Genomic DNA, 523 nt, shown 5'->3' with positions numbered 1-523 from the left:
TGAAGCAACAGTTAACCCAATTTATTATCGAAGCACAGCAGATTCCCTTGCAGGCTCAGTAGATTTAATAGTTACAGCTACAGGAGATGCTGCATGTGGAAGTGCTTCAGATGCAATGACTCTATCATTTGCATTAAATGTGACCAGTGTAAGCGGAAAAACATGGATGGACCGCAACCTTGGTGCTTCACAGGTAGCCACAAGCAGCACGGATGTTGCTGCTTACGGAGATTTGTACCAATGGGGGCGTGTTACCGATGGGCATGAAAAGAGAACATCAAGCACGACCTCTACCCTAAGCAGTAGCGATACTCCCGGACACGGTTATTTTATTACCAGTAACAGCAGCCCTTACGACTGGCGTAGCCCGAAAAACGACATGCTGTGGCAGGGTGTAAATGGCATCAACAACCCCTGCCCAGGCGGTTACAGATTACCAACAAAAGCCGAATGGGAAGACGAAATCGGAGACTGGATCAGTCCTGATGCAGCAGGGGCTTTTGCCTCTCCGCTTAAGTTGACC

General features: G+C 48.6%; 1 protein-coding gene. It reads left to right on the top strand.

Annotated features, from left to right (window positions below):
* Positions 1–115: 115 nt before the first annotated feature.
* Positions 116–523, top strand: a 408-nt coding sequence (locus GY843_RS10085) for an FISUMP domain-containing protein (protein ID WP_297309140.1), incomplete at its 3' end; no start/stop codon positions are given.

This window comes from Neptuniibacter sp., assembly GCF_024231755.1.
Lineage (GTDB): Bacteria > Pseudomonadota > Gammaproteobacteria > Pseudomonadales > Balneatricaceae > Neptuniibacter.
The sequence above is the reverse complement of the archived record's forward strand: the minus strand, read 5'-3'. Positions and strand labels throughout refer to the sequence as shown.